Annotated in this window: 2 protein-coding genes; one reads left to right on the top strand and one right to left on the bottom strand. The window is 67.6% G+C overall.

Annotated features, from left to right (window positions below):
* Window positions 1–105: 105 nt before the first annotated feature.
* On the top strand, window positions 106–666 hold the full coding sequence (locus J0670_RS37445) for a Uma2 family endonuclease (RefSeq protein WP_207817237.1): 561 nt from the start codon (window positions 106–108) through the stop codon (window positions 664–666).
* 64 nt (window positions 667–730) lie between these two features.
* On the opposite strand, the gene J0670_RS37440 is transcribed toward J0670_RS37445, so the two are convergent.
* Complete coding sequence (locus J0670_RS37440) at window positions 731–1,660, bottom strand: proline dehydrogenase family protein (RefSeq protein WP_207817236.1); 930 nt, start codon at window positions 1,658–1,660, stop codon at window positions 731–733.
* Between the last annotated feature and the right edge of the window lie 30 nt (window positions 1,661–1,690).

Genomic DNA, 1,690 nt, shown 5'->3' with positions numbered 1-1,690 from the left:
AGGCGAGACCTCAAACTCACACCATCGAGTGACGATCACCCATCTCCCACCCCCGAAACGCTCATCTCTCGTATCGTCCCCATGCACCTAGCCGAAAGGCTCTTCATGGACATCACGGACAGCGAGATCCTCCTCGAACTGTTCCTCGCCCTGGAAACCCCTGAGGGGCTCCGAGCTCAACTCCTCGACGGCGACATCCTCATCGAGCTCCCTTTCGACGGCTATCACTGCCACCTCATCAGCAGCCTGACCGATCAGGTCTACGGCAAGTCCGCCATCGACATGCAGATGTCCGAGCACAAGGGACTTCGCCTTGTCACTGGAGGGCACCACCCTCCGAACCACGTCATCCCCCATGCCACGTTCGTCCCCGACGATCTCCGTCTCTTCCAAGGCGCCCCGCCCTGGATGGAACCAGACGGCGTCGCCATGGTGGCGGAGGTGACGTCCAACAAGCCCGACCAGGACCGGATCGCCAAACGCCACTGCTACGCCCGGGCCGGGATCCCGCTCTACCTCCTCATCGACCGCGAGAAGTCGCAGGTCAGTCTCTTCAGCAAGCCGCACCGCGAGGAGTACACCGAGGTCCACCTGGCCGCCTTCGGCGAACCGCTCGCCCTCCTCGCCCCGTTCGACTTCGAGCTCGACACCAAGGACTTCCTCTAGGAACCACAAAACGGCCCGCACCCCCCGTCAGGGGTGCGGACCGTTTGGCATGGTGCCGCCAGGGTCAGCCGCGGGTGGCCATGGCGCGGAGGAAGAAGGTGAGGTTGGCCGGGCGCTCGGCGAGGCGGCGCATGAAGTAGCCGTACCACTCCTGGCCGTACGGGAGGTACACGCGCATCGTGTTGCCCTCGCCGGCGAGGCGCAGCTGCTCCTCGGGGCGGATGCCGAACAGCATCTGGTACTCGAAGGAGTCCCGCTTGCGGCCGTTCCACTGGGCCAGCTGGCCGGCGATCTTGATCATGTTGGGGTCGTGCGAGGCGATCATCGGGTAGCCCTCGCCGGCCATCAGGATCTTCAGCGCGCGGACGTACGCGAGGTCGACCTCGTGCTTGCCCTGGAAGGCGACCGACTCGGGCTCCTTGTAGGCGCCCTTGCACAGGCGCACGCGCGAGCCGGGGCCGGAGAACTCGCGGCAGTCGGCCTCGGTGCGGCGCAGGTAGGCCTGGAGCACGACGCCCAGCCAGGGGAAGTCCTGCCGCAGCTCCCGCGCGATGGAGAGGGTGGAGTCCGTGGTGGTGTGGTCCTCCATGTCGAGGGTCACCGTGGTGCCCGCGTCGGCGGCGGCCTCGCAGATGCGGCGGGCGTTCTCCAGCGCGATCTTCTCGCCGTCCACCGGCAGGAACTGGCCGACGGCCGACAGCTTGACCGACACCTCGGCGCCGGCCGCGAGGCCGGTCTCCTTGAGGGCCTTGAGCAGGTGCTCGTAGGCCTCGGCGGTGCCGGCGGCCTGGCCGGCGTCCTGGGTGTCCTCACCGAGGTGGTCCAGGGTGACCTTGCGGCCGGTGGCGACCAGGTCGTCGGTGGCGGTGATCGCGGCGTCGAGGACGTCGCCGGCGACGAAGCGCTCGACTATCGCGTGGGTCGGCGGGAACTTCTCGACCACGGTGCGGACCTGCGGGGACCGGGAGGCCGCGAGAAGGGCGGAACGGAGCATCGTGACTCCTGGAGCTGGTGTTTCCAAGGG

Source organism: Streptomyces sp. FH025 (assembly GCF_017427025.1).
Taxonomy (GTDB): domain Bacteria; phylum Actinomycetota; class Actinomycetes; order Streptomycetales; family Streptomycetaceae; genus Kitasatospora.
This window is presented reverse-complemented; position numbering and strand designations above follow the sequence as displayed.

Bases quoted from the DNA above. Each gene is read 5' to 3' on its own strand.
- J0670_RS37445 (WP_207817237.1), top strand. From the start codon at position 106: ATGGACATCACGGACAGCGAGATCCTCCTCGAACTGTTCCTCGCCCTG.
- J0670_RS37440 (WP_207817236.1), bottom strand. From the start codon at position 1,660: ATGCTCCGTTCCGCCCTTCTCGCGGCCTCCCGGTCCCCGCAGGTCCGC.